This window comes from Kitasatospora sp. NPDC036934 (assembly GCF_055608425.1).
Genome location: NZ_JBVJQR010000001.1, coordinates 291,302 through 317,274 on the forward strand (window position 1 = coordinate 291,302; position 25,973 = coordinate 317,274).

Here is a 25,973-nt window from a genome sequence, read left to right on the forward strand (position 1 = left end):
GCTGTCAAGTAACTCTCCGGGTGCGCACCCGGCGGACGGCTCCCGGGCCACCGGCGGGAGCGGCCACCGCCGCGGTGGTGGCCTTCGGGCTCGGTGCGGCCGCCCGGCGGGCCGTCGACCGGCACGTCCGCCACCTGCGGGCCTTCATGGCCGGCAACCTGGACCGGCACGGCCGCTCCGGCCGCTTCACCGAGGGTGAACTGCGCCGCCACACGGCCGGGAACTCCCCGGCCCGGCCGGCCCCGGCACCTTCGCCGCCCGGCTCCCGCAGCCCACCCGCTGACCCGCTGACCCGCTGACCCGCGCCGCCCGGCCACCCTCCCGGTTGTCGTCCGGCTACCCGGCCGGCGCGGGGCGGACGGTGAGGCCGGGGCGGCGGCGGTGGACGGTGAGGTAGATCAGGCCGTCCTCGCCCGCGGCGAGGGCGCGGCGGGCGCCGTGCGGGAGCCAGGCGGTGCAACCGGGGGAGAGGGCCTGCCGGCCGTTGTCGGTCTCCAGGTGGCCACCGCCGCCGAGTACCTGGACCAGCACGTCGAGGTCCGGCTCCACGTGCGCGGCGACCTCGGCGTTCGCCGGCAGCCGGATGATGTTGGCGTCCAGCTGGCGTCCCTCCTCCGCCAGCCGCCACAGTGCCCCGCTCCGGTCGGCGGGGGTCTGGTGCAGCAGGGACTCCAGGTGGGTGAGCACACCCGGTCCGGGGTGGGGCGTCAACGCGGTCTCCTGACGGTGGGTACGGGCGGGCCGGCCCGTGGATTCTACGGAGGAGCGCGGCACCGGGCTCAGTCGGCGGCGAGCAGCCGGGCCACGGCGGCGTCCACGTCCAGGTGGTCGGACTCCGATCCGGCCGGCACCAGGGCGAAGGAGTCCGAGAGGAACGCCGTGACGAGGTCCTCCGGGGCGCTGACCAGGGCCCGGCCGACGGGCCCGCGCAGCGTGATCAGGACCTCGCCCTCGATCCCCGGGCAGATCCGCACGTCACCGCTGCCGACGGGGCCGAGCCGGCCCTCGTTCAGCAGTTCGCGGCTGAAGTACCAGGCCACCCGGGCGCCGTCCCCGGTGCACCGGCACGGGGTCAGCGGGAACGCCAGACAGGCCGCGTAGGGGAGGCTGGAGTCGAAGCGGAGTTCCGCGTCGACCGGGACGTCCGGCTCCGCACTGTCGGGGAAGGTGACGGGCACCGGGCGGACGGTGGACAGCTGCATCGGTTCGGCCTCCTGCAATCGCGACGCGCCGGGCGAGGGGGCCCGGCCTACCCGGGGCGCCTACCCGGTGCGTCGAGGAGCAGCGTCCGGGGGAGGAATCTCCACAATTCCCCCGCATCGCCCGGTCGTACGGTCCGCCTGGCGTCAGCTCGGCGGTGAGCGCTTTCACTCGTAGGAATGAATTGACGGGCTGTCCGGCGGTCTTGGCCTGGCCACGCCGGGCCCGTACCGCAGCACGCTGGAAGGCGCGCCGCCCCCGCCGGCGCACCCCTCCCGAACGGAGCCCCCACGTGACCAGCCCCCGGCCCCTCCAGGCAGCCGCCGCGCTGCTGCTCTCCGCCGTCCTCGCGGCCTGCTCCAGCTCCGGCACGCCGTCCAAGGGCGCCACGAGCAGCGCGCCCGGCCCCGCCGTGAGCAGCCCCGCCGCCACCAGCCCCGCCATGAGCAGTCCCGCCGAGACCAGCACCGCGGCCAGTGCCGGCGCCCTCCAGGTCACCATCAAGAACTTCACCTTCGCGCCCGCAGCGCTGACCGCGGGCCCCGGCCAGACCGTCACCGTGCTGAACCAGGACTCCGTCGCCCACACCCTCACCGCCGCCGACAAGTCCTTCGACACAGGGACGATCCAGCCGGGCGCCAGCGCGACCTTCACCGTGCCTCAGCAGACCGGCACCCACCCGTACATCTGCACCATCCACCCGTTCATGCACGGCACCCTGACCGTCGGCTGAGCCGCCGTGGCCACCCCCCTGCCCGGCCGCCACCGCGCCGTCCACCTGCTCCTGCGCCTGGTCGCGGCCGCCGGACTCGCCGTGGACGCGGCCGTCCACGCCCGGCTCGCCGAGCGCTACGACGCCGTCGGCGACACCCTCAGCCAGGGCACCCTGTTCCGCGCCGAGGCCGCCGCCGCGAGCCTCGCCGTGCTGCTCGTCCTGCTGCTGCGCCGGCGCAGCGGTGACCTCTTCGCCTGGCTGGTCGCGGCCTCCGGCCTCGGTGCGCTGCTGCTCTACCGCTACGTCGACGTCGGCGCCCTCGGCCCGCTGCCCGACATGTACGAGCCGCTCTGGTTCGCCGACAAGACGCTCGCCGCCTGGGCCGAGGGCGCCGCCCTGGTGGCGCTCACCGTCCTGCTGTCCGTCCGCCGCCCGCGCCGCCTCTAGGGTCCGCCGAGCACCTCGCCGGTCAGCGGAACCCGACGAAGAACGGGCCGCCGTTGGGGTCACCGCCGCCCGGCCCGGGTGGGTGGCGCCGGGCGAAACCGCCCGGACGGCCGCCCGCGTCGGGCACGCCCGGAGACCGCCCCGCCGCCCGGGTGAACGGGCGGCGCGGCGGGAGCGACGGGCCGGGGGCCGGACGGGCCGGAGGTGATGATCGCCGGGTTCCCGGAGGCCCTCACCGTCGGAGGCGGACATGCGGATCCTGCTCCTCGCCAGCGCGTTCAACAGCCTCAGCCAGCGGCTGCACGCCGAACTGCGCGACCGGCGCCACCGGGTCGACGTCCAACTGGCCGGTGAAGAGGATGAGTTGACGGCAGCGGTGCACCGCCTACGGCCGGACGTGGTGCTCGCGCCGATGCTGCGCACCGCGATCCCGCGGAGCGTCTGGTCGCAGCTCACCTGTCTGATCGTCCACCCCGGCCCACCGGGCGACCGCGGCCCCTCCTCGCTCGACCGGGCGGTCCAGGAGGGCCGTAGCGAGTGGGGCGTCACGGTGCTCCAGGCCGAGGAGGAGATGGACGCCGGACCGGTCTGGGCCTGGGCGCCCTGCCGACTCCCCGAGCGGGGCAAGAGCGACCTGTACCGCAACGAGGTCTCCGACGCCGCCGTGGCGGCCGCGCTGCTCGCCGTGGAGCGGGTCGCGTCCGGCACCCACGCGCCCCAGCCCCAGCACGGCCCCGGCTGGCGGGCGACCGTCCGCACCCGGCCGCTGCTGCGCCAGGAGGAGCGCCGGATCGACTGGGCGGCCGACCCCACCGAGGAGGTGCTCCGCCGCCTCCGCGCCGGGGACTCCCAGCCCGGGGTGCTGGACGAGCTGTGCGGTGCCGAGTGGTTCCTGCACGGCGGCCACCCGGAGCCCCGGCTGCGCGGCCGCCCGGGCGAGCTGCTCGCCACCCGGGCCGGTGCCGTCTGCCGGGCTACCTCGAACGGCGCAGTGTGGCTCCCCGAACTGCGCCGCCGCCGTGCCCCGGGCGGCCCGGCGACCGTCAAGCTACCCGCGGTGACGGCGCTCGGCGCGCTGCTGCCGCCCCTGCCGGAGCGCCCGGCCCCGCTGATGCCGGAGGACGGCGACCGGGCCGGGTGGTCCGACATCCGCTACCGCGAGGACGGCCCGGTGGGCTTCCTGCGGTTCTCCTTCCCCGGCGGGGCGATGTCCGCCGAGCACTGCCGCCGGCTGCTGGCGGCGTACCGCTTCGCCCTCGGCCGGCCGACCTCGGTGCTGGTGCTCGGCGGCGGCCGGGACTTCTTCTCCAACGGCATCCACCTCAACGTGATCGAGGCCGCGCCCGACCCGGCCGCCGAGTCCTGGGCCAACATCACCGCGATGGACGACCTGGTCGCCGAGGTGCTCACCACCACCGACCGGCTGGTGGTCGCCGCCCTCGGGGGCAACGCCGCGGCCGGCGGGGTGATGCTGGCGCTGGCCGCCGACGAGGTCTGGTGCCGGCGCGGCTCGGTGCTCAACCCGCACTACCGGCTGATGGGCCTGTACGGCTCGGAGTACTGGACGTACACCCTGCCGCGCCGGGTGGGTGCGGCGGAGGCCGAGCGGCTGACCGGCCAGGCGCTCCCGGTGTCCGCGGCGGCCGCCGAGCGGATCGGCCTGGTCGACCGGGTGCTCGACGGCGGGCCGGCGGAGTTCGGCGCGGGCGCGGCCCGGCTGGCCGGGCTGCTGGCGGCCTCGCCCGCCACCCAGCGCCGGATCGCGGCGAAGAAGGCCGCGCGCGAGGCCGACGAGCGGGTCAAGCCGCTCGACGCGTACCGGCAGGAGGAGCTGGCGGTGATGCGCCGGCAGTTCTTCACACCCGAATCGCCGTACCACGCGCTGCGGTCCGCGTTCGTGCGCAAGCGCCCGGTGCCCACCGGGCTGCTCGCCCCGCACTGACCCGAACGGCCCCGCAGGGCTTGCGCGCGAGGGGCGGCCCCGCCGGACGCGCGGACCGGCGAGCCGTCCGAACCGTTGCTATGACTGGGTTCGAGCCATTTCGTCCGGCTCCCATCCCCGAGGAGGCATCCTCATGGGTGCTGCAACAACCGACACCGACGTGGTGCACATTCTCTGGATCAACGCCGGCCTCAGCTGCGACGGGGACTCCGTCTCGCTGACCGCCGCGATGCAGCCGAGCATCGAGGAGATCGTCACCGGCGCGCTGCCCGGCCTGCCCCAGGTCGCGGTGCACTGGCCGCTGATCGACTTCGAGTGCGGCCCGGTCCAGGGCGCGGACAACTTCGTCGAGTGGTTCTTCAAGGCCGACCGCGGCGAGATCGAGCCGTTCGTCCTGGTCGTGGAGGGGTCCATCCCCAACGAGAAGATCAAGAAGGAGGGTTACTGGTGCGGTTTCGGCGACGACCCCGCCACCGGCCAGCCCATCACCACCAGTGAGTGGCTGGACCGGCTCGCCCCCAAGGCGACCGCCGTGGTCGCGATCGGGACCTGCGCCACGTACGGCGGCATCCACGCGATGGCCGGCAACCCGACCGGTGCGATGGGCGTGCCGGACTACCTCGGCTGGGACTGGAAGTCCAAGGCCGGGCTGCCGATCGTCTGCGTGCCGGGCTGCCCGATCCAGCCCGACAACTTCGCCGAGACGCTCACCTACCTGCTGTACCAACTGGCCGGCTCCGCGCCGATGATCCCGCTCGACGACAAGCTGCGGCCCGCCTGGCTGTTCGGCGCCACCGTGCACGAGGGCTGCGACCGCGGCGGCTACTACGAACAGGGCCAGTTCGCCACCGACTACGGCACCCCCGAGTGCCTGGTGCGGCTCGGCTGCTGGGGCCCGGTCGTCAAGTGCAACGTCGCCAAGCGCGGCTGGATCAACGGCGTCGGCGGCTGCCCGAACGTGGGCGGGATCTGCATCGCCTGCACCATGCCGGGCTTCCCCGACAAGTTCATGCCCTTCATGGACCCGCCGCCCGGCTCGCGGGTCTCCACCGGTGCCAGCAGCGCGTACGGCACGCTGATCCGCCGGCTGCGCGCGATCACCCAGAAGACCGTCGACAAGGAACCGAAGTGGCGCCGCACCGGCCGCCACCTGACCACGGGTTACCGCCCGCCCTGGTGACAGGGGAGGGCCGCACACCGCCCCGGTGTGCGGCCCTCGTAGGACCCCGGCCCGGCCGGCGGACCCCGCAGAACCCACAGAACCCGCCGACCCCGCAGACCTCGCGGACCTCGCAGACCCCGTAGACAAGGACACGCAGAGACGATGGCAACACCGACGACCAGGGCGGCCGGCGACGGCAGCGGCCTGACCGAGATGTCGTGGGACCCGATCACCCGGATCGTGGGCAGCCTGGGCATCCACACGAAGATCGACTTCAAGCAGAAGCGGGTCGCGGAGTGCTACAGCACCTCCTCGGTCTTCCGCGGCTACAGCGTCTTCATGCGAGGCAAGGACCCGCGCGACGCCCACTTCATCACCAGCCGGATCTGCGGGATCTGCGGCGACAACCACGCCACCTGCTCGGTCTACACCCAGAACATGGCGTACGGCGTGAAGCCCCCGCACCTGGGGGAGTGGATCATCAACCTCGGCGAGGCGGCCGAGTACATGTTCGACCACAACATCTTCCAGGAGAACCTGGTCGGGGTCGACTACTGCGAGAAGATGGTCCGCGAGACCAACCCGGGCGTCCTGGAACTGGCCGAACGCACCGAGGCCCCGCACGCCGGCGAGCACGGGTACAAGACGATCGCCGACATCATGCGCTCGCTCAACCCGATCGAGGGCGAGTTCTACCGCGAGGCGCTCCAGGTCAGCCGCTACACCCGGGAGATGTTCTGCCTGATGGAGGGCCGCCACGTGCACCCCTCCACGCTCTACCCCGGCGGCGTCGGCACCGTCGCCACGGTGCAGCTGTTCACCGACTACCTGACCCGGCTGATGCGCTACATCGAGTTCATGAAGAAGGTCGTGCCGCTGCACGACGACCTCTTCGACTTCTTCTACCAGGCGCTCCCCGGCTACGAGGAGGTCGGCCGGCGCCGCGTCCTGCTCGGCTGCTGGGGCAGCCTCAACGACCCGGACCACTGCGACTTCACGTACCGCAACATGACGGACTGGGGGCGGCGGATGTTCGTCACCCCAGGCGTGGTGGTGGACGGCAAGCTCGTCACCAACGACCTGACGCAGATCAACCTCGGCATCCGGATCCTGCTCGGCAGCTCCTACTACGAGGACTGGCAGGGCAAGGACCTGTTCGTCACCCACGATCCGCTGGGCAACCCGGTCGATCCCCGGCACCCGTGGAACCAGCACACCATCCCCCAGCCGCAGAAGCGCAACTTCGACGACAAGTACAGCTGGGTGATGTCCCCGCGCTGGTTCGACGGCAAGGACCACCTCGCCCTCGACACCGGCGGCGGCCCGATCGCCAGGCTGTGGTCCACCGCGCTGTCCGGACTGGTCGACATCGGCTACGTCAAGGCCACCGGCCACAGCGTCCAGATCAACCTGCCCCGCTCGATGACCAAGCCCGAGGTCACCTTCGAGTGGAAGATCCCGCAGTGGAGCAACGCCATCGAGCGCAACCGCGCCCGCACCTACTTCCAGGCCTACGCGGCCGCCGCCGCCCTGCACTTCGCCGAGAAGGCGCTCGACGAGGTCCGCGCCGGGCGGAGCCAGACCTGGGAGCGGTTCGAGGTGCCGGACGAGTCGATCGGCTGCGGCTTCACCGAGGCCGTGCGCGGCGTGCTCTCGCACCACATGGTGATCCGCGACGGCAAGATCGCCAACTACCACCCGTACCCGCCCACGCCGTGGAACGCCAGCGTGCGCGACAGCTACGGCACGCCCGGCCCGTACGAGGACGCGGTGCAGAACACGCCGATCTTCGAGGAGAACTCCCCGGAGAACTTCAAGGGCATCGACATCATGCGCGCGGTGCGCAGCTTCGACCCCTGTCTGCCCTGCGGCGTGCACATGTACGTCGGCAACGGGCGCACCCTGAAGTCCATGCACGTGCCCACCGGCCTGAGCGGGCTCACCGCATGACGGCCGAACAGACCGGGCTGCGGATCCAGCAGGCCCTGGACGCGCTGGCCGGCAGCGGCGCCGAGCAGGCGGGCGAGCAACTCGTCCGCGACCTCATGGAGTTCTACGGCGAGGGGCTGGCCCGGCTGGTGCCCGCGCTGCCCCCGCCCGCCCTGGAGCGGATGCTGGACGACCCGGCGGTGGCCGGGCTGCTGCTCCTGCACGACCTCCACCCCGAGGACCTGGCCGCCCGGATCGACCGGGCGCTCGCCGGTCTGCCGGAGCGGATCGAGGTGCTCGGCTACGAACCCGCGACCGGCACCCTGCGGCTGCGCCGGACCGCCTCCGGCTGCGGCTGCGGCGAGCCGGAGGTCGAGGCCGCGCTCGCCTGCCACGCCCCCGAGGTGACGGCCCTGGAGCTGGAGCGCGCCCCCCAGCTGCTCCAGATCGGCACCCGCCCGCCGCAGCCCGCGGAGGCGCGGTGAACACCCGCAGGGTCTCCCGGGACGGGACCGCCCTGCTGCGCCGGCTGCGCGAGCCGGCCCCGCCGCGGCCCGAGCAGTGCGGCCTCTGCGGCCGGGACCTCCCGCCCGGCCACCGACACCTGGTGGACGTCGAGGAGCGCGCCCTGGCCTGCACCTGCACCGCCTGCGGCCTGCTGTTCCAGCAGCCGGGCGCGGCCGGCGGCCGCTACCGCACCGTGCCCGAGCGCTGTCTGGTCGACCCGGACGGCGAGGTGGACGAGCGGGTCTGGTCGGTGTTGGGCGTCCCGGTCGGCACCGTCTTCCTGTTCCGCAACGCCGTCCTGGACCGGCTGCTCGCGTTCTACCCCGGGCCGGCCGGCGCCACCGAGAGCGAGGTGGACGAGGAGGCCTGGCAGCGCGCCCTCGGCAGCAGCCGGCTGGCCGCCGCCCTGGAGCCGGACGTGGAGGCGCTGCTGCTGCGCCGCACCGAGGGCCGGGTCGACTGCTACCTGGTGCCGATCGACCTCTGCTACGAGCTGGTCGGCCGGCTCCGGCGGTGCTGGCACGGCTTCGACGGCGGAGCCGAGGCCCGCGCCGAACTCGACGCTTTCTTCGGGCAGTTGGCCGACCGGGCGCGCCCCCTGCCGACGGCGGTGACGGCATGACGGCGCTCGGCTTCAGCTGCACCGGCGTCCGCTCCGACCCGTACGCGGCCGGGCCCACCCTGGTGTTCCGGCTGCGCGTCACGGCGCCCGCCGACACCCGGGTGCACGCCCTCGCCCTCCAGTGCCAGCTGCGGATCGAACCGGTGCGCCGGCCCTACGCCGACGCCGAGGGCGAGCGGCTGGCCGACCTCTTCGGCGAACGGGAGCGCTGGGCGACCACGCTCAACCCGATCCAGTTCGCCACCGTGCCGCTGCTGGTGCCCGGCTTCACCGGGGAGACCGAGGCCGACCTGGTGGTGCCGTGCAGCTACGACCTGGAGGTGGCCTGCGCCCGGTACTTCCGGGCGCTGGACGACGGCGAGGTCCCGCTGCTGCTGCTCTTCTCCGGCACCGCCTTCGCCGGCCCCGGCGGCTTCCAGGTCACCCCCGTGCCCTGGGACCGGGAGGCCCGGGTGCGGATGCCGGTACGGGTCTGGCGGGAGGCCGTCGACCAGCACTTCCCCGGCTGCGGCTGGCTGCGGCTGCCCGAGGACGTCCTGGACGACCTGCTCGCCTACCGCTCCGGACGGGCCCTGCCCTCCTGGGAGGCGACGGTGCGCGCCCTGCTCGCGACCGCGGCCGTCGAGGAGGGCGCCCGGTGAAGACCTTCCCCGAGGGGATCGAACGCGGTTTCGCGGCCGCCCGGCAGATCGCCGACGCGGTGCTGCTGGAGGGCTACGTGCTCTACCCGTACCGGGCGTCGGCCGCCAAGAACCGGCTGCGCTGGCAGTTCGGCGTGCTGGTGCCGCCGGAGTACACCAGGCAGGGCGGCGAGCACTCCCACCAGCGCACCGAGTGCGTCATGGAGGCCCGGCGGGGCGACCGGCTGGCCGTCGAGCTGCGCTTCCTGCGGGTCCAGCGGCGCACCGTCGAACGGGCCACCGCCACCGGCGGGTTCGAGCCGGTGGAACGGCTGGAGCTCGCCGACCGGGTGCTCGTCGAATGGGACGAGGGCGTCGAGGAGCGGATCGAACTCCTGCTCTCCGTCGACGAGTTGGCCGGAGCGGGGGTGCAGCGCGGGTTCCGTCTGCCGGGCGTCGGCGGCACCGAGTTGGTGCACGAGCAGGGAAGCGCCGTCGGCCGGCTGGTGCGGCGGCGCGAACAGGTCGACGGGCTGGTGCGGTTGCGGATCGAGGAACTGCCCGGCCCCTACCAGGCGCAGCGGCTCACCGCCGAGGTGGAGAACGCCTCACCCTGGACGCCGCGCCGCAAGGACGGCCGGGAGGAGGCGCTGCCGCGCTCGCTGGTCTCCGCCCACCTGCTGCTCGGGCTGGAGCACGGCCGGTTCCTCTCGGTCACCGATCCGCCCGAGTGGGCCCGCGCGGCCGTCGGGCGGTGCCGCAACGAGCGGACCTGGCCCGTCCTGGCCGGGCCGGACGGTGGATGCCAGGTGATGCTGTCCTCGCCGATCATCCTGGAGGACCACCCGAGGATCGCCCCGGAGAGCCTGGGCACCCTCTACGACTCCACCGAGATCGACGAGATCCTGGCGCTGCGCACGGCGGCCCTGACCGACCAGGAGAAGCGCGAGGCCCGGGGCACCGACGACCGGGCCGGGGCGGTGATCGACCTGGCCGAGTCCATGCCGCCCGAGGTGCTGGAACGCCTCCACGGCGCCGTGCGCGGGCTGCGCGAGATCACCGGCGGCGGCTCCGATCCCGAACAGCCCTGGTGGGATCCGGCCGGCGACCCGGACGTCGACCCCGAACGGGACCGGGTGCTGGTCGACGGCCGGTCGGTCGGCGCGGGCAGCCGGGTCGTGCTGCGGCCCGGCCGGCGGCGCACCGACGCCCAGGACCTCTTCCTGGACGGACGAACAGGCGTCGTCGAGGCCGTCCTGCACGACGTGGACGGCTCCGTGCACCTGGCCGTCACGGTGGAGGACGACCCGGGGGCCGACCTGTGGCGGGCCCAGGGTCGCTTCCGCTACTTCCAGCCCGACGAGGTCACCCCGCTGGAGGAGTCATGACCGGTGGGAAGGTGCTGGTCGCCGGGGTGGGCAACCTCTTCCTCGGCGACGACGGCTTCGGCGTGGAGACCGTCCGGCGGCTGGCCGCCCATCCGCTGCCGGAGGGCGTGGAGCTGGTCGACGTCGGGGTGCGTGGCGTCGACCTCGCCTACCGGCTGCTGGACGGCTACCGGACCGCCGTCCTGGTGGACGCCACCTGCCGCGGCGGCGCCCCCGGAACCGTCTACCTCATCGAGGCGGACGCGGAGCCGCTGGAGGTGCCCGTCCTGGACGGGCACCGGATGGGCCCGGACGCCGTCCTCGGCCTGCTCGCCACGCTCGCCGCCGGCACGGGGGGCGAGCCGCCCGCGCGGGTGCTGGTGGTCGGCTGCGAGCCGGCCTCGCTGGAGGAGGGCATCGGGCTGAGCGCCCCGGTCGCCGCCGCGGTGGAGGAGGCCGTCCGGACGGTGCTGGAAGCCGTCGAGGAGGCGGTGCTGGAGGCCGTCGAGGAGGCGGTGCGGCCGGAGCCGTCGAGTGCGGAGCTGGAGAGGAGGACGACACCATGCTGAGGAAACTGTTCTGCGCGGCCCTGCTGGCGGGGATCGGCGCGCTGGTCTGGCAGAGCCTGCCGGACATCCGGCGGTACCTGAAGATCTCGCGGATGTGAGCCGCGGATTGCTGCGAACGGTGCAGCCCCGGGCGCGGTGGCGGCGCGGCTTCGAGCCCGCGCCGTCACCGCCCCCTGTAATGGGGCGCGTTGCCGCCCGCCGTGGGAAGGGACCGATGCACGAGATGTCGATCGCCGCCGCCGTGGTCGAGCAGGTGGACACGGCCGCACGCGAACACCGGGCCCCCGGAGTGGCCCGGATCCGGCTGCAGGTCGGCGAGTTGGCGGGCGTCGTGCCCGAAGCCCTCGACTTCTGCTTCGAACTCGCCTGCGCCGGAACGCTGGTGGAGGGCGCCGCACTGGACACCGTTGCCGTCCCGGCGCGGGCCCGCTGCGCCCCCTGCGCCGTCGAATGGGCCGTCGGCATGCCGCCCGACCTCGGCTGCCCGGACTGCCGCACCGGCGCCGGCGTCGAGCTGCTGTCCGGGCGAGAGCTCCAGATCCTCGACGTCGAGTGGGCCCGGGGCCCCGGCGTCCCGGCCGAACAGAAAGGCTGAAGCCGATGTGCCAGAGCGGCCACACGGTCGACCTGCGCCGGGCGGTGCTCGCCCGCAACGACGACAGCGCCCGCGAACTGCGGGCCGCGCTGACCGCCCGCGGGACCGTCGCGGTCAACCTGCTCTCCAGCCCCGGCAGCGGCAAGACCGCCCTGCTGGAGGCCGAGTTGGGGCTCGCCCGGCGGCGCGGGATCGAGGTCGCCGCGCTCACCGCCGACCTCGCCACCGAGAACGACGCGCTGCGGCTGGCCCGTTCGGGAGCTCCGGTGAAGCAGGTGCTCACCGACGGCCTGTGCCACCTGGAGGCCCGGATGCTGGCCGGCCACCTGGACGGCTGGCTGCCGCCGGACTGCCGACTGCTGTTCGTGGAGAACGTCGGCAACCTGGTCTGCCCGGCCTCCTACGACCTCGGCGAATCGCTGCGGGTGGTGCTGGCCTCCGTCACCGAGGGGGAGGACAAGCCGCTCAAGTACCCGACCGCGTTCGGGCTGGCCAACCTCGTGCTGGTGACCAAGGCGGACCTCGCCGCGGCGGCCGAGTTCGACGAGGCGGCGTTCCTGGCGAACGTCCAGCGGGTCAACCCCGGGGTGGACGTGGTGCGGACCTCGGCCCGCAGCGGGGACGGCGTCGGCGTGCTGCTGGAACGGGCGCTGGGCGTGCTGGACGGCGGCGTGCCGCACCGGCCGGTGATGGCGGCCGGGCAGGAGCACGGCGGGCACGCACATGCGGGGGACGTGCGGTCGGGGCACGGGCGGTCGGGGCGAACGCAGGAGGGTCACCACCACCACGCGGTGCCGGAGACGCCGTGACGGCGCCCGCCCGCGAACGGCGGCGGGTCGCCGTCCGCGGCCTGGTGCAGGGCGTAGGCTTCCGGCCGTTCGTCTTCGCGCTGGCCGGGGAACTCGGACTGGCCGGCAGCGTCACCAACACCGGCGAGGGCGTCCTCGCCGAGGTCGAGGGCAGTCCGGCCGCGCTGGACGCCTTCTGCCGGCGGATCGCCGCCGACGCGCCGCCGCTCGCCCAGGTCGCCTCGGTGGAGCACGCGCCGCTCGCCGCCACCGGCGCCACCGGGTTCGCCATCACCCCCTCGCGCACCGACGGGCCCCGCGCCACCCTGATCCCGCCCGACGTCGCGACCTGTGCCGACTGCCTGGCCGAACTCACCGATCCGGCCGACCGGCGCCACCGGCACCCGTTCATCAGCTGCACCAACTGCGGCCCCCGCCACACCATCGTCACCGGCCTGCCCTACGACCGGGCCGACACCACCATGGCCGGCTTCCCGATGTGCGCGGACTGCGCCCGGGAGTACACCGACCCCGCCGACCGCCGCTTCCACGCGCAGCCCGTCGCCTGCCACGCTTGCGGACCACGACTCGCCCTGACCGTCCCCGGCAGCGGCCGTGGCAGCCTCGGCGGCCTCGGTGATCTCGGCGGCCTCGGCGGCGAGGACGCGCTCGGCGAGGCCCGGCGGATGCTCGCCGGCGGGGCGATCCTCGCGGTCAAGGGCCTCGGCGGCTACCACCTCGCCTGCGACGCCCGCGACGCTGCGGCCGTCGCCCTGCTGCGCCGGCGCAAGCGGCGCGGTGACAAGCCGTTCGCCCTGATGGCCCGGGACCTCGCCACCGTCGAGGGCCTGCTGCCGGTCGGGCCGGTCGAACGGGAACTGCTCACCGGAGCCGTCCGGCCGATCGTCCTGCTGCGCCGCCCCGGAGGCTTCGCGGCGCAGCTCCCGGCCGTCGCCCCCGGCAGCCCCGACCTCGGGGTGATGCTCCCGTACACCCCGCTGCACCACCTGCTGCTCGCCGCCCCCGGGCCGGACCTGCTGGTGATGACCAGCGCCAACCTCTCCGGCGAGCCGATCGTCACCGACGACCGGGAGGCGCTCATCGCGCTCGCCCCGCTGGTCGACGGCTGGCTCACCCACGACCGGCCGATCAACGTCCCGTGCGAGGACTCGGTGGTGCGGGTGGTGGACGGCGAACAGCTGCCGCTGCGGCGCTCGCGCGGCTACGCGCCGCTGCCGCTCCCGCTGCCCGTACCCGTCCGGCCGGTGCTGGCGGTCGGCGGGGACCTCAAGAACACCTTCGCGCTCGCCCGGGACGGCTACGCCTGGCTCTCCGGCCACATCGGAGACATGGACGACCTGGCCACGCTGCGCGCCTTCGACCGCGCCGTCGAACAGCTCGGCACCGTCAGCGGGGTGCGGCCCGAACTACTGGTCGCCGACCGGCACCCCGGCTACCGGTCCGTCCGGCACGCCGAGCGCACCGCCGCAGGCCGGCCGGTGCGCCGGGTGCAGCACCACCACGCCCACATCGCCGCCGTGCTGGCCGAACACGGCCTGGACGGCGGCCGGCCCGTGCTCGGCGTCGCCTTCGACGGCACCGGCTACGGCGAGGACGGCGCGATCTGGGGCGGCGAACTGCTGCTCGCCGACTACGACGGGTTCCGTCGGCTGGCCCACCTGGGCTATGTGCCGCTGCCGGGCGGTGACGCCGCCGTCGAGCGCCCCTACCGGACGGCGCTCGCCCACCTGCGCGCCGCCGGCCTGCCCTGGACCGCCGGACTGCCCTCGGTGCGGGCCTGCCCGGATGAGGAACTGCGGCTGCTGGAGCGGCAGTTGGAGCGCCGGCTGAACTGTGTGGAGACCTCCAGCATGGGCCGGCTGTTCGACGCGGTGTCCTCGCTCGCGGGGGTCTGCCACCGGGCCGGGTACGAGGCCCAGGCGGCGATCGAACTGGAGGCGGCCGCCGTGGAGTTCGGCCCGGCCGAGGGTTACGCCTTCGCGCTGGTCGCCCAGCGGGACGGCTGGATCCTCGACCCCGGGCCGGTGCTGTCCGGGGTCGTGGCGGACGTCACCGCCGGGGCACCGGCCGGGCTGGTCGCCGCGCGCTTCCACACGGCGGTCGCCGAGGCCGTCCGGCTGGTCTGCGCGGCCGCCCGGGACCGGTGCGGCACCACCACGGTCGCGCTCAGCGGCGGCGTCTTCGCCAATGCGCTGCTCTCCTCGGCCTGCGCCCGCGGGCTCGGGGAGGACGGCTTCACCGTGCTGCGGCACCGCCGGGTGCCGCCCAATGACGGAGGGCTGGCGCTCGGCCAGCTGATGGTGGCCGGCCGGTCGTCGGCCGCCCGGGAGGAGTGAGAGCGGATGTGCCTGGCGGTGCCCGGCAGGGTGACGGAGATCGGTGAGCGGGACGGGACCCGGATGGCGGTGATGGACTTCGGCGGCGTGGTCAAGGACGTCTGCCTGGAGTACCTGCCCGATCTGGCGGTGGGGGAGTACGCGATCGTCCACGTGGGCTTCGCGCTGCAGCGGCTGGACGAGGAGTCGGCCCGGCGGACGCTGGCGCTGTTCGAGGAACTCGGGCTGCTCCAGGAGGAGTTCGGCGACCCCTGGGAGGCGGCGGCCGGGGATCCGGCGGCCGGGACGGCGGTGGCCCGGACGGCGGCGGTGGCCGAGACGGCGGTGGCGGTCGAGGAGGTCGAGCGGTGAAGTACCTGGAGGAGTTCCGCAACCCCGAGCTGGCCGAGGGCCTGCTCGCGGACATCAGGGCGACGGTCACCCGGCCCTGGGCGCTGATGGAGGTGTGCGGCGGCCAGACGCACAGCATCATCCGGCACGCCATCGACCAACTCCTTCCGGAAGAGGTCGAGTTGATCCACGGACCGGGCTGCCCGGTGTGCGTCACGCCGCTCGAGGTGATCGACCGGGCGCTGGCCATCGCGGCCCGGCCCGGGGTGATCTTCTGCTCCTTCGGTGACATGCTGCGGGTGCCCGGCACCGACCGCGACCTGTTCCGGGTCCGGAGCGAGGGCGGCGACGTGCGGGTGGTGTACTCGCCGCTCGACGCGCTGAAGACCGCCCGGGAGAACCCCGACCGGGAGGTCGTCTTCTTCGGCATCGGCTTCGAGACCACCGCCCCGCCGAACGCCATGGCCGTCCACCTGGCCCGGAAGCAGGGCCTGGGCAACTTCAGCATGCTGGTCTCGCACGTCCGGGTGCCCCCGGCGATCGAGGCGATCATGGACTCCCCGGACTGCCGGGTCCAGGCCTTCCTGGCCGCCGGACACGTGTGCAGCGTGATGGGCACCGCCGAGTACCCGGCCCTCGCGGAACGCCACCGGGTGCCGATCGTCGTCACCGGCTTCGAACCGCTGGACATCCTGGAGGGCATCCGGCGCACCGTCCGGCAGTTGGAACGCGGGGAGCACACCGTCGACAACGCCTACCCCCGGGCCGTCCGCCCCGAGGGCAACCCGGCGGCCCGCGCCATGCTGGAGGACGTCTTCGAGGTCGCCGACCGGGCCTGGCGGGGCATCGGCGTCATCCCCCGGAGCGGCTGGCGGCTCTCCCCGCGCTACCGGGACCACGACGCCGAGCACCGCTTCGACGTCACGGGCATCCGCACCAGCGAACCCGCCCAGTGCCGGGCCGGTGAGGTGCTCCAGGGGCTGCTCAAGCCCCACCAGTGCGAGGCCTTCGGCACCCTCTGCACCCCGCGCACCCCGCTCGGCGCCACCATGGTCTCCAGCGAGGGCGCCTGCGCCGCGTACTACCTCTACCGGCGGCTGAGCACGCCGGGCCCCGTCCAGGAGGCGAGCCCCGTTGGCTGACACCGAACTGCTCACCGACGCCGACGCGCCGGACTTCTCCGGCTGGAGCTGCCCGCTGCCGCTGCGCGACCACCCCCGGGTGGTGATGGGGCACGGCGGCGGCGGGGCGATGTCCGCCGAACTGGTCGAGCACGTCTTCGCACCCGCGTACGGCGGCCCGGCGCTGGCGGGCCTCGCCGACTCCGCCGTGCTGGAACTCGGCGGCGCCCGGCTCGCCTTCTCCACCGACTCCTACGTGGTGCGGCCGCTGTTCTTCCCCGGCGGCTGCATCGGCGACCTCGCCGTCAACGGGACCGTCAACGACCTGGCCATGAGCGGGGCCCGGCCGGCCTACCTGTCCTGCGGCGTCATCCTGGAGGAGGGGGTGGAGCTGGCCGTGGTGGAGCGGATCGCGCGCGCCATCGGCGCCGCCGCCCGCACCGCCGGGGTGGAGGTGGCCACCGGGGACACCAAGGTGGTGGAGGCCGGGCACGGCGACGGCGTCTACCTGAACACCGCCGGCATCGGGCTCGTCCCGGCCGGGGTCGACATCCGGCCGCAGCGGGCCCGCCCGGGCGACGTGGTGATCGTCAGCGGCCCGATCGGGCTGCACGGGGTGGCGATCATGAGCGTCCGGGAGGGGCTGGAGTTCGGGGTCGAGGTGCGCAGCGACAGCGCGGCGCTCGGCGGGCTGGTCGAGGCCATGCTCGCGACGACCCGCGACCTGCACGTGCTGCGCGACCCCACCCGGGGCGGCCTGGCGGCGGCACTCAACGAGATCGCGACGGCCGCCGGGGTGGGCGTGGTGCTCAGCGAACGCGCCGTGCCCGTCCCGGAGCCGGTGGCCAGCGCCTGCGCCGTCCTGGGCCTGGATCCGATGTACATCGCCAACGAGGGCAAGCTGGTCGCCTTCGTCCCGCGCGGCGAGGCGGACGCCGTGCTCGCCGCCATGCGGGCCCACCCGCTCGGCGCGGAGGCGGTGGTGATCGGCGAGTGCGTCCAGGACCACCCCGGGATGGTCGTCGCCCGCACCGGCTTCGGCGGCACCCGGGTGGTCGACCTGCCGATGGGCGAGCAACTGCCGCGGATCTGCTGACCCCGCCGCGCCGCGCCGCGCCGCGCCGCCGGGGCCGGTCCGGGTCCGCCGGGGCCGGTCCGGGTCCGCCCGGGCCGGTCCCGGCGGCTGACCGTCGGTGGCCCCGCGTAGTGTCGTGCCCGAACTGGAGGAGCGGGTGGCCGGGAGGGCAGTTGGAGCCGCAAGGGGACGCATGGGACGCCAGGGTGACCGGGATCCGGCGGTTCGCGGAGGCCGGGGAGGTGGGTGGCCTGGTCCGGAGTCTCTACCCGCTCAACCGCGACCTCGACGGTGACTGGAGCCACGGAGGCGGCGCTGAGGTGATCGAGCTGCTGGGGCGGATACCCGTCTCCAGTCGGGTGCTGCTGCTGTGCGGGCTGACCGACGGGCTGGAGGAGACGGCCGTTCACGCGCCCCGGGAGTGCCCGGGGCTGGCCGCGCTGATCGTCCGGCTGGCCGAGGGGATGACCTGCGAGCAGCTGGCCGCCTGGCGCGAGCCCCTGCTGCTCCGGGCGGCGGAGGTGATGACCCTCTGGGAGGGATGGCGGCTGGGCTGCCTGGCCGAGGTGGAGCTGGCGGCGGGCCGACGGCTGCCGGACGCGGTGGTCGCCACGGTCCGCCGGACCGCGCTGGCCGCTGAGGACCCCGGTGAACTCCTCGACGTGGCCGCCGGGATCGCCGAGCCGCCGCTCAACCCCGGCGAACCGTGGGCCGATCGGGCGCTTGCGGACCTGGCGGTCGCAGGGCCGGCCTGGCACCCGCTGATCGGCCACGCGTTGGCGCTCTCCGGCTCCCGCCCCGGGACCGGGTGGCAGCGTGCCGGGCGGAGTCTGCTCGCCGGGCTCGGGCCCGAGCGGGTGCGGTCGGCGATCTGCGGGTGGCTCGCTCTGACCGGCGAGCCGCGCAGTCTGCCCGTCACGTCGCACCACGGTTCGGGCAGCGCGGAGTTCGAGGTCGATCCCTTCAACTTCCGTGCGCTGCAGGGCATCGCGGCCCTGCTGGCACTCGCACCCGCTGACCCGGCATCGGCCGTCGCCCTGGGCCGCTTGGTGGAGGCGGCCCTGCTACGGATTCCGGGCGTCGGCATCCGCTCGCACCGGACGGCCTCCGCCGCCGTGCACGCCCTCGTCCAGCTCGGGGACCAGGACGCCTACGACGAGTTGGACCGGCTGGCCGGTGTGGTGAAGTACCGGCCCACGGTCAAGCTGATCGACGCGGCGCTCGCAACCCGGGCCGGGTAGGGCGGGGCGCGGGGGTTGTAGGCTGAGTCGCTCCGTTAGCAGTGGGTCCTGCTGAAACTCCGGATTCCATGTTGCGTTAGCAGCGGGCCGATCGGCTGATCTTTAGCAATCGTGTGGCCGCGGGAAAGGACCGTTGGGCTGAGGTCCGGTGCAACAAGCCGGAGAACCTTTCCCGCTTCCCCGTGGGCGTCGCCGAGCTCATGAGTCTGCTCGTGCCCGGCGACGCCCGACGTTTGCAGCGGTCAGGCCGTAGGGGAGCGGGTCGCGGTGATCACGACGGATGTGTAGGGCATGGTGGCGTGGCCGCCGAGCTTGTCGATCGCGGTCCCGGCGCTGTCCAGGACCTCCGCTCTTTTGTCTGCGGGGAGTTGGGTGAGGCCGCCGAAGGTGGGGAGCTGGTCGAGCCACTGGTCTCGGGAGTAGGTGCGTTCCCAGGTGAAGCGCCACTGTTCGGGCTCGCTGAAGCTGCCGGTCTGCCGGATCCCGTCGGCGATTTTCGCGAACAGTGGCTGGTAGGCGTCCACGGCCGAGCCTCTCAGCAGGCCGGGGTTGAACGGGGAATCGGGGGCGACCCGGTGGAGTGCTTCGGCGAGGGCGTCGATCACCTCGGACGGGAGCTGGGGGACGTGGTGGAAGGGGGCGAGTCGGCCGCCTGGCCGGAGCACCTGGGCCGCCTTGGCCGCGCCGGCGACGGGATCCACCCAGTGCCAGGCGGTGCCGGCGATGACCGCGTCGAACTGCCGCCCGGCCGGCTGCCAGTCCTCGAACCTGGCGACCTCGACCTCGACACCGCTGCGTCGCGCGAAGGCGGCCATCCGTTCGTCGGGCTCGACACCGAGCACCGTGCAGCCGGCCGCCTGGAACTGCCGGGCCTCGATGCCGGTCCCTGCTCCGACGTCGAGGACGTGCCTGCCGGGGCTTGCCGCGACGATCCTGTCCACCAGGGCCTGGGGATACGGCGGTCGGGCACGGTCGTAGCGTTCGGCGTCCACGCCGAACGACTCGGCCGTCTGCCGGTGGCGGTGGGGTTCGGGGCCGGACTTGTCCGGCTGTCCCTGCGATAAAGTGGGCATGCGCCCACACTAATGGGCGGTTGCCCACTTGATAAGACGGGGTGGCGCGGAAAGGGAGACAATGCCGTCAGGGGTGCACATCCACAACGTGCGCGGCCAGTTGTTCGAAGCTGCCGAGCGCGTCCTGCTGCGGGACGGGCCCGACGCGTTGACCAGCCGGGCGGTCACGGAGGAGGCGAACTGTGCCAAGGGTGTGCTGCACCGGCACTTCGCCGACTTCGACGCTTTCCTGGCGGAACTGGTCCTCGATCGCGTCCGCGGCATCGAGGACCGGACCACGACTCTGCGCGCGGCCGCCGGGACCTGGAGCGTGGTGGACAACCTCACAGACGCGCTGCAGGACCTGTTCGGTCCGGTCACGGTGGCGATCGTCGCGCTCATCACCTTCCGCGACGGCCTCCGCGCCCGGCTGCGCGAGGCCGGTCTGACCGGCATCCCACTGGCCATGCAGGGCACCGCCATGATCGCCGCGTACCTCACCGCTGAGCGGGAGTTGGGGCGCCTGGCCGGTGACGCGGACATCGACACACTCGCCCCCACCCTCGTCGGGGCCGGGCACCTGCTTTTCGCCGACCGGACAAGCGCCCCGCCCCAGACCACCGCCATCCGCAAGATGGTGACCACCGTCCTCGCCGGCGCCATGCGACCACCCCAGCCGTAGGTCGGGCCGCCGGTCAGGTGACGGAGGATTGCGCTGCGTCCAAGAGGCTGAGCAGGTGCTCTGCTTCATGGATGAGAGCCGCGCCCGCTGGAGTGGCTGCGAGGGGACTGGTCCGTTCGATCAACTGAACGCCCGCGGCCTTTTCCAGGGCATGGAGTTGATGTGTGAGCGTCGCCGGTAGCGTTCCGAGGCTTCTGGCGGCCGCGCAGAGATTCCGTTGGCCGGGCAGTGGGACCAGGCGTCTGAGGCGTTCGACGCAGTTGCGGACGTTGCTGTGTCGGCGACCATCGACTCGGACAGGGCCGGTGCGCCCGGCAGGAGCGCGAACGGGTTGCTTGGTGGCGCTGTTCGGGCGGATCTCGATGCCCCACTTCTTGGCCAGCAGGTCGAGGCGGTGCCCTTCGAGACCGAACTGTTCGGCGATATCGGGGATGCTGAGGCGTTGGTGCAGGTAGGCCTGTTCGAGTTCCTCGCGGGTGATGCGAAGGCTGAGCGGTTCGTCCTCGTACCGGATCGAAGCTGTCGCAGACTCATGACTGTCAGCCCTCACGCTTGTACGCTTGGTGACCATGGGCTGACCGCAGGAAGCCGCCTAGGGCAAGAGGCCGGATGACCGAGAAGTTCCCGGGACTGACCACCACCGACCGTAGGTGCTGCTAACGCGACCCGGAAGATTGCTAGCCGACTGCTAGAGATCGACCGACACTGCTAACGCGGACCCGGAGCCTACAGGGGTGGTGGGAAACCGATTTCCGTTTTGGCCGGGGGTCGCATAGGCTGGGTCCACCGACGCGGGGTGGAGCAGCTCGGTAGCTCGCTGGGCTCATAACCCAGAGGTCGCAGGTTCAAATCCTGTCCCCGCTACCAGTAGGAGCCGGGGTCGACGCACTTGGTGCGTCGGCCCCGGCTTCTTCGCGTTCCGCGAGCGGAGGGCGTGGTGGGCGTTCGCCCGGTCGCGGTGGTCGTGACGCAGGCCGAGTTCGGTGGGTGCCGGGAAGGCGGTCTGCCGCGGCTCCCTTCCGTGCGCGGGCCTTTCGGTAATGTCCGAGCAAAGCCCACCGAGGCGCTGAGCGGCTGTCAGGCCGGTTCTCCGGGATTGATGGAGCCATGACGGCACATCAGGTTACTTTGAGGTAATTTATCGGTGTCGTCCGGGTGAACGTCCCCGGCCCCGCATGAAGGACTCGTACGTGCTCTCTCACCAGTCCCGCCGTTCCGGTCGCCGTCTGGCCGGTTCCGCACTGGCCCTCGCCGCCGCCGTGGGTGTGCTGCCCGTCGCTCCCGCGTTCGCCGATCCGGCTCCCGCGTCGGGGGTGGCGCAGGGCGATGCCACTGCGCATCTGGACGCGGTGGAACGGGCCTTGCGTCAGGTGTCGCCCGGGCTGGAGGGCGTGGTGTGGCAGCGGACGGCGGGCAATCGGCTGGACGCGCCGGCCGGGGACCCGGGCGGGTGGCTGCTGCAGACGCCGGGATGCTGGGGGGACGCCTCCTGCGCCGAACGGGGTGGCACGAAGCGGCTGTTGGACAAGATGCGGGAGAACATCGGCAGGGCCACCCGGACCGTCGACATATCAACTCTCGCCCCGTTCCCGGACGGTGGGTTCCAGGAAGCCATCGTCGACGGCCTCAAGGCCTCGGTGGCCGCCGGGAACTCGCCGCACGTGCGGATCCTCGCCGGGGCCGCTCCGCTGCTCAACATCACCGCGCTGCCGTCCCGGTACCGGGACGACCTGGTGGCCCGCCTCGGCTCGGCCGCCGACCGGGTGACCGTCGAGGTGGCCTCGATGACCACCGCGAAGACCGCGTTCTCCTGGAACCACTCCAAGTTGCTGGTCGTGGACGGGCAGAGCGTCATCACCGGCGGGATCAACAACTGGAAGGGCGACTACCTGGACACCGCCCATCCGGTGACCGACGTCGACCTCGCGCTGAGCGGTCCGGCCGCCGCCTCCGCCGGCGCCTACCTGGACACCCTGTGGGACTGGACCTGCCGCAACAGCGGACTGTTCTCGGCCGCCTGGTTCGCCTCCTCGAACGGTGCCGACTGCACCCCCGACCTGGAGCGGCGGCTCAACCCGGCGGCCGGGCAGGTGCCTGCCACCGGGACCGTACCGGTGATCGCCGTCGGCGGCCTGGGCGTCGGCATCCGGGAGGGCGACCCGGCCTCCGGCTACCGCCCGGCCCCGGTGAGCGGCGTCGAGGACGTCAAGTGCGGCCCGATCGCCCTGCACGACCGCACCAACGACGACCCCGGCTACGAGACCGTCAACCCGGAGGAGAACGCTCTGCGCGCGCTGGTCGCCGGCGCCGGTAGCCGGATCGACATCTCCCAGCAGGACGTGACCGGCACCTGCCCGCCGATGCCCCGCTACGACGCACGGCTCTTCGACCTGCTCGCGGGCAAGATCGCGGACGGGGTGAAGGTCCGGATCGTGGTCAGCGACCCCGGCAACCGGGGCGCGGTGGGCAGCGGCGGCTACTCGCAGATCAAGTCCCTGAACGAGATCAGCGACACTCTCGCGGCCCGGCTCACCGCCCGCCTCGGCGACCCGGCGCAGGCCCGGACGGCGATGTGCCGGAACCTCCAACTCGCCCCGTTCCGCGCCGCGTCCGCGCCGACCTGGGCCGACGGGCACCCGTACGCGCTGCACCACAAGCTGGTCTCGGTCGACGGCTCGGCGTTCTTCATCGGCTCGAAGAACCTCTACCCCGCCTGGCTGCAGGACTTCGGCTACGTGGTCGAGAACCGCAGCGCCGCCGCGCAGTTGGACGCCCAGCTGCTCGCCCCGCAGTGGCAGTACTCGCAGGCCGCCGCGACCTTCGACTACAGCCGCGGCCTCTGCCAGGGCTGACGCCCGGAGCAGGGTGTCGACGGTGTCGGGAACCGCGCCGCCACCGCGACCTGCTGACCGAACCCGACCAGGCCCGGTACGTCGACGTGCTGAACGCCGGGCGCTGAGGCCGGCACCGGCCGGCGCCGCCACCGGCGAATGGGGCGGCCACCCCGGCGAACGCTGGACCCCGGCCCTCGCCGACGAGTTCATGGCCGCCCACCACGGCAGCCAGCTCCCGCGCCGCAGCAGCGAGATCGACCGCTACCTGGGCTGGCCCGGGCAGGCCATCGGCTGCAAGCTCGGCGAACGCGTCTGGCTGGACGGCCGGGAGGCCGCCTGCCGCCGCCAGGGCGCCGCTTTCGACCTCCGCGCCTGGCACACCCGGGTCCTCGCCCACGGCTCGCTGGGCCTGGACGCCCGCCTCGCCGAGGTGTAGGGCTCGGCGGGGGCCCATCGGGTCGAAAGTCCCGCAAATTCCTTGTCGCTCCGGCAGGTTCGCCGGCCGTGCCGAGAACGGCCCGCCGAGCAGTGGCCGGGGCAGCAGGCTCACCCCGGACCAGCGCTTCGTCGACGGCGACCTGATGGACCAGGGCAGCCTGGTCACCGACGTCGACCGGATCCAGCCCGACGGGGTCGACGACCTCGGGCACCGGTCGGCCCCCGCCGAACCGCAGCGACCCGAGGTTTCCTAAGAAGCGCTCTTACGTCGGGTCGCGACGATGCGGGAATGAACGCCATGACATTCCGTCAGCTGCCGCGGACCCAGCGGCAGCGCGCCGCACTGGCGGCAACACTCGTCGTGACCTGCGCAGGAACACTGTGCGGTACGGTCGGGCCGCCGGTCGCCGCGGCGACCGTCCGGCACGAGATCCGGCTGAACGGCGAGCAGATCGAGATTCCCGTCGACGGCGCGACGGCCGAGGTGCGCGTCGATTCGCTGGCGGTGGGCATGCGTGCCGCCGACGGCGGTGAGCTGACGCTCTCCGCGCCGGCCGCGGAACCGCTCGGCCGGCCCGGCCCCGTCAGGATCAGTCGGGGAGCGGCGAGTTGGACGCTGCCCGAGCGCGGTCTCACCGTGACGGCGGCGGCGGAGCGGGGCCGTCTGCGGATCAGCGTTCGCGGCACCCGGGACGGCTCCACGCTGTCCTGGCCCGTGACCGGCACCGACCGGGCCGCATCGCAGGTGCAGCTGCCGCGCGGCGAGGGGCTCGGGGTGCCGGTCGCGGACCCGTTCTGGACCTCGGCCGAAACGGGCCTCGCCGGGCACGGATACGACCTCACCGCCGACCTGTCCATGCCGCTGTGGGGCTACACCCTGGGCGGTCGCGGTGTGAGCTACCTGGTCCCGGACCCGGCCGGTACCTCGCTCGCCTTCGCCTCCGACGGCGGGCGGTTGAAGGGCACGGGTGTGCACACCTTCTCGCGGCGCGCGAGCACCACGGACTACACCGTCACCTTCGCCCTCACCGATCCGTCCCCGGTCGCGCCCGCACTGGACTACCGGCGCTGGCTCGCCGACGACGGCCGACTGGTCACCCTCAGCAGCAAGATCGCCGCAAACCCGGAGGTCGGCAAGCTGCTCGGCGCCTTCCACGCCTACACCTGGGGCGAGGCCCGGACCGCTCAGGGCGTGGCGCAGATGCGGGCTCTCGGGCTGAGCCGGCTGTGGCTCGGCTACGACGCCGACGACCAGCCGATGGACGCGCAGGCGGTGGCGGCTGCCCAGCGCGCGGGCTACCTGGTCGGCCCCTACGACTCGTTCGCCAACGGGCAGGACCCGAAGGCCTCCGACGCGCCGACCTCCTCCTGGCCCGCCCCGGTCTATCCGGACTTCTGCGTCCACGAGCAGGACGGCCGGGTGAAGGCGGGCTTCCACGACCGCGGCTGCTACCTCAGCTCGCAGGCCTTCGAACAGACCGCGCAGGGCCGCAGGTACCTGGCCGAACGCACCCGGCAGATGACCGCGAACGGAGCCACCAGCTACTTCCTGGACGTCGACGCGGCGGGCGAACTGTTCGACGACTACAGCCCCGCCCATACCATGAACCGGTCGCAGGACCAGGCCAACCGGCTCGCCCGGATGCGCCGGCTCTCCGGTGCCGACAAGCTGGTGCTGGGATCGGAGAGCGCCGGCAGCTGGGCCAGTCCGGTGATCGACTTCAGCCACGGTTCGTCGACCCCGGTGGCCGACGGGCTCTGGCCCCTGGAGCGGGACAAGGCCACCTGGGGCGGGTACGCGCCGGCCGGCGCTCCAGGGGTGTTCTTCAAGCCGGTGACCCTGCCCGCCGACCTCACCAAGGCGATGTTCGACCCCGCGTACCGCATCCCCCTGTACGAGAGCGCGCTGCACGACTCCCAGGTCAACCTGGACCGCTGGGAGCTGCCGTACACCAAGATCCCCGCTCTCGAAACCGACCGGGCCTTGCTCGCCATGCTCTACAACACTCCGCTGAACCTGGTGCTGGACGGCCCGTCCCTCACCAGCCAGGGCAAGCAACTGGCCGAACTGCAAAGCTACTTCGCGCCGCTGCACGAAAGCGCGGGCACCCAGCCGATGACCGGCTTCCGCTGGCTCACGCCGGACCGCCAGGTCCAGCAGACCACCTTCGGCGACTCCGTACTCCAGGTCACCGCCAACTTCGGCACCGCCCCGTACGGCTCGTTGCCTCCCGGCTGCGTCGACGCCGAGCTCAAGGGCGGCCGACCTCAGCGCCTCTGCCCGAGGACGCTGCCGGCCAGGTAGGGTCCGGTGGCCCGGGCGTGGGGTCCTGATCCGGCCGTCGGCTGCTGGGCGCCGGCCGGTGCCAGGGTCGTGGCG

At 73.5% G+C, this 25,973-nt stretch carries 26 protein-coding genes, 1 tRNA gene and 1 pseudogene; 24 read left to right on the forward strand and 4 right to left on the reverse strand.

Features of this window, described 5'->3' with window-relative positions; genetic code table 11:
• The first annotated feature begins 20 nt into the window (after positions 1-20).
• Positions 21-299: a hypothetical protein gene (locus ACZ7BZ_RS01310; protein ID WP_470356539.1), complete on the forward strand. Its 279-nt coding sequence runs from the start codon at positions 21-23 to the stop codon at positions 297-299.
• Positions 300-336: 37 nt separating this feature from the next.
• Here the strand turns inward: ACZ7BZ_RS01310 and ACZ7BZ_RS01315 are convergent, their stop codons facing one another.
• Both ACZ7BZ_RS01315 and ACZ7BZ_RS01320 read right to left on the reverse strand, forming a co-directional pair.
• The gene (locus ACZ7BZ_RS01315; RefSeq protein ID WP_470356540.1) at positions 337-711 is read right to left on the reverse strand and encodes a cupin domain-containing protein; all 375 of its coding nucleotides are present in this window, start codon (positions 709-711) and stop codon (positions 337-339) included.
• A 68-nt stretch (positions 712-779) separates the two neighbouring features.
• Complete coding sequence (locus tag ACZ7BZ_RS01320; protein WP_470356541.1) at positions 780-1,202, reverse strand: SsgA family sporulation/cell division regulator; 423 nt, start codon at positions 1,200-1,202, stop codon at positions 780-782.
• Between the two features lie 290 nt (positions 1,203-1,492).
• Between ACZ7BZ_RS01320 and ACZ7BZ_RS01325 the strand changes: the two genes are divergently transcribed.
• The 18 genes from ACZ7BZ_RS01325 (at position 1,493) to ACZ7BZ_RS01410 (ending at position 18,587) form a co-directional block, all read left to right on the forward strand.
• Complete coding sequence (locus ACZ7BZ_RS01325) at positions 1,493-1,933, forward strand: cupredoxin domain-containing protein (RefSeq protein ID WP_470356542.1); 441 nt, start codon at positions 1,493-1,495, stop codon at positions 1,931-1,933.
• Between the two features lie 6 nt (positions 1,934-1,939).
• Positions 1,940-2,362, forward strand: coding sequence for a hypothetical protein (locus ACZ7BZ_RS01330; RefSeq protein ID WP_470356543.1), 423 nt, complete (start codon positions 1,940-1,942; stop codon positions 2,360-2,362).
• A gap of 250 nt (positions 2,363-2,612) precedes the next feature.
• Positions 2,613-4,304, forward strand: coding sequence for an enoyl-CoA hydratase-related protein (locus ACZ7BZ_RS01335; RefSeq protein ID WP_470356544.1), 1,692 nt, complete (start codon positions 2,613-2,615; stop codon positions 4,302-4,304).
• Positions 4,305-4,437: 133 nt separating this feature from the next.
• On the forward strand, positions 4,438-5,484 hold the full coding sequence (locus tag ACZ7BZ_RS01340; protein WP_470356545.1) for an NADH-quinone oxidoreductase subunit B family protein: 1,047 nt from the start codon (positions 4,438-4,440) through the stop codon (positions 5,482-5,484).
• Positions 5,485-5,628: 144 nt separating this feature from the next.
• Entirely contained in the window at positions 5,629-7,416 is a 1,788-nt protein-coding gene (locus ACZ7BZ_RS01345) for a nickel-dependent hydrogenase large subunit (protein ID WP_470356546.1), read from the forward strand.
• On the forward strand, positions 7,413-7,880 hold the full coding sequence (locus ACZ7BZ_RS01350) for a thioredoxin (RefSeq protein WP_470356547.1): 468 nt from the start codon (positions 7,413-7,415) through the stop codon (positions 7,878-7,880). Before ACZ7BZ_RS01345 ends, ACZ7BZ_RS01350 begins: the two co-directional genes overlap by 4 nt.
• Positions 7,877-8,524, forward strand: a complete 648-nt coding sequence (locus ACZ7BZ_RS01355; protein WP_470356548.1) for a DUF5947 family protein — start codon at positions 7,877-7,879, stop codon at positions 8,522-8,524. Before ACZ7BZ_RS01350 ends, ACZ7BZ_RS01355 begins: the two co-directional genes overlap by 4 nt.
• Positions 8,521-9,165, forward strand: coding sequence for a DUF6084 family protein (locus tag ACZ7BZ_RS01360; RefSeq protein WP_470356549.1), 645 nt, complete (start codon positions 8,521-8,523; stop codon positions 9,163-9,165). The genes ACZ7BZ_RS01355 and ACZ7BZ_RS01360 overlap by 4 nt, the downstream gene beginning before the upstream one ends.
• Complete coding sequence (locus tag ACZ7BZ_RS01365) at positions 9,162-10,532, forward strand: hypothetical protein (protein ID WP_470356550.1); 1,371 nt, start codon at positions 9,162-9,164, stop codon at positions 10,530-10,532. Before ACZ7BZ_RS01360 ends, ACZ7BZ_RS01365 begins: the two co-directional genes overlap by 4 nt.
• Positions 10,529-11,080 carry a hydrogenase maturation protease gene (locus tag ACZ7BZ_RS01370; RefSeq protein ID WP_470356551.1) on the forward strand — a complete coding sequence of 184 codons (552 nt, stop codon included), beginning with the start codon at positions 10,529-10,531 and terminating at the stop codon, positions 11,078-11,080. The genes ACZ7BZ_RS01365 and ACZ7BZ_RS01370 overlap by 4 nt, the downstream gene beginning before the upstream one ends.
• Positions 11,074-11,178 (forward strand): DUF6893 family small protein, encoded by a 105-nt coding sequence (locus ACZ7BZ_RS01375; protein WP_380461038.1) that lies wholly within the window; start codon positions 11,074-11,076, stop codon positions 11,176-11,178. The genes ACZ7BZ_RS01370 and ACZ7BZ_RS01375 overlap by 7 nt, the downstream gene beginning before the upstream one ends.
• Positions 11,179-11,294: 116 nt before the next feature.
• Positions 11,295-11,675: a hydrogenase maturation nickel metallochaperone HypA gene (hypA, locus tag ACZ7BZ_RS01380; RefSeq protein WP_380461036.1), complete on the forward strand. Its 381-nt coding sequence runs from the start codon at positions 11,295-11,297 to the stop codon at positions 11,673-11,675.
• A gap of 5 nt (positions 11,676-11,680) precedes the next feature.
• Positions 11,681-12,484 carry a hydrogenase nickel incorporation protein HypB gene (gene hypB, locus ACZ7BZ_RS01385; RefSeq protein WP_470356552.1) on the forward strand — a complete coding sequence of 268 codons (804 nt, stop codon included), beginning with the start codon at positions 11,681-11,683 and terminating at the stop codon, positions 12,482-12,484.
• Positions 12,481-14,820, forward strand: a complete 2,340-nt coding sequence (gene hypF, locus ACZ7BZ_RS01390) for a carbamoyltransferase HypF (RefSeq protein ID WP_470356553.1) — start codon at positions 12,481-12,483, stop codon at positions 14,818-14,820. Before hypB ends, hypF begins: the two co-directional genes overlap by 4 nt.
• A gap of 6 nt (positions 14,821-14,826) precedes the next feature.
• On the forward strand, positions 14,827-15,171 hold the full coding sequence (locus ACZ7BZ_RS01395; RefSeq protein ID WP_470356554.1) for a HypC/HybG/HupF family hydrogenase formation chaperone: 345 nt from the start codon (positions 14,827-14,829) through the stop codon (positions 15,169-15,171).
• On the forward strand, positions 15,168-16,292 hold the full coding sequence (hypD, locus tag ACZ7BZ_RS01400) for a hydrogenase formation protein HypD (RefSeq protein ID WP_470356555.1): 1,125 nt from the start codon (positions 15,168-15,170) through the stop codon (positions 16,290-16,292). The genes ACZ7BZ_RS01395 and hypD overlap by 4 nt, the downstream gene beginning before the upstream one ends.
• Positions 16,285-17,367 carry a hydrogenase expression/formation protein HypE gene (hypE, locus tag ACZ7BZ_RS01405; protein ID WP_470356556.1) on the forward strand — a complete coding sequence of 361 codons (1,083 nt, stop codon included), beginning with the start codon at positions 16,285-16,287 and terminating at the stop codon, positions 17,365-17,367. Before hypD ends, hypE begins: the two co-directional genes overlap by 8 nt.
• A gap of 185 nt (positions 17,368-17,552) precedes the next feature.
• Positions 17,553-18,587 (forward strand): hypothetical protein, encoded by a 1,035-nt coding sequence (locus ACZ7BZ_RS01410; protein ID WP_470356557.1) that lies wholly within the window; start codon positions 17,553-17,555, stop codon positions 18,585-18,587.
• A 242-nt stretch (positions 18,588-18,829) separates the two neighbouring features.
• On the opposite strand, the gene ACZ7BZ_RS01415 is transcribed toward ACZ7BZ_RS01410, so the two are convergent.
• Positions 18,830-19,660, reverse strand: coding sequence for a class I SAM-dependent methyltransferase (locus ACZ7BZ_RS01415; protein ID WP_470356558.1), 831 nt, complete (start codon positions 19,658-19,660; stop codon positions 18,830-18,832).
• 73 nt (positions 19,661-19,733) lie between these two features.
• Between ACZ7BZ_RS01415 and ACZ7BZ_RS01420 the strand changes: the two genes are divergently transcribed.
• Complete coding sequence (locus ACZ7BZ_RS01420; RefSeq protein ID WP_470356559.1) at positions 19,734-20,321, forward strand: TetR/AcrR family transcriptional regulator; 588 nt, start codon at positions 19,734-19,736, stop codon at positions 20,319-20,321.
• A gap of 13 nt (positions 20,322-20,334) precedes the next feature.
• On the opposite strand, the gene ACZ7BZ_RS01425 is transcribed toward ACZ7BZ_RS01420, so the two are convergent.
• Positions 20,335-20,892 (reverse strand): LysR family transcriptional regulator, encoded by a 558-nt coding sequence (locus ACZ7BZ_RS01425; RefSeq protein WP_470356560.1) that lies wholly within the window; start codon positions 20,890-20,892, stop codon positions 20,335-20,337.
• A gap of 219 nt (positions 20,893-21,111) precedes the next feature.
• Between ACZ7BZ_RS01425 and ACZ7BZ_RS01430 the strand changes: the two genes are divergently transcribed.
• The 4 genes and pseudogenes from ACZ7BZ_RS01430 (at position 21,112) to ACZ7BZ_RS01445 (ending at position 25,898) form a co-directional block, all read left to right on the forward strand.
• Positions 21,112-21,188: transfer RNA gene (locus ACZ7BZ_RS01430), tRNA-Met, on the forward strand.
• A 323-nt stretch (positions 21,189-21,511) separates the two neighbouring features.
• Positions 21,512-23,173, forward strand: coding sequence for a phospholipase D-like domain-containing protein (locus ACZ7BZ_RS01435; RefSeq protein WP_470356561.1), 1,662 nt, complete (start codon positions 21,512-21,514; stop codon positions 23,171-23,173).
• A 148-nt stretch (positions 23,174-23,321) separates the two neighbouring features.
• Positions 23,322-23,591 (forward strand): annotated as a pseudogene (locus ACZ7BZ_RS01440) (DUF885 family protein); the annotation flags it as partial.
• 300 nt (positions 23,592-23,891) lie between these two features.
• The gene (locus ACZ7BZ_RS01445) at positions 23,892-25,898 is read left to right on the forward strand and encodes a glycoside hydrolase (protein WP_470356801.1); all 2,007 of its coding nucleotides are present in this window, start codon (positions 23,892-23,894) and stop codon (positions 25,896-25,898) included.
• Positions 25,899-25,973: the final 75 nt, after the last annotated feature.